1 protein-coding gene is annotated in these 204 nt (G+C 43.6%); it reads left to right on the top strand.

Going from position 1 to position 204, the window contains the following annotated elements; translation table 11 throughout:
- Positions 1-198: transposase (locus JJQ88_RS21130; protein ID WP_210367984.1), on the top strand; the 198-nt coding region annotated here is incomplete at its 5' end.
- Positions 199-204 lie beyond the last annotated feature (6 nt).

Genomic DNA, 204 nt, shown 5'->3' on the forward strand with positions numbered 1-204 from the left:
GAAGAAGGAAGCCAAAGATACAGGCAGCGAAAAATAGATGTAGAGCCAGTGTTTGGGCAGATTAAGCACAATCGAGCGTTTAAGAGATTCGGGTTAAGAGGCCTATCCAAAAATACCACGGATTGGGGTCTTATTTGTACTGCACACAATCTTTTGAAGTGGGCAGCCAACAAGGAAAGCGAACAAAAATTAGGGTAACTAGGG

Origin of the sequence: Bacillus sp. REN3 (assembly GCF_017912555.1) — a bacterium.
In the GTDB taxonomy this organism is placed as follows: domain Bacteria; phylum Bacillota; class Bacilli; order Bacillales; family Cytobacillaceae; genus Mesobacillus.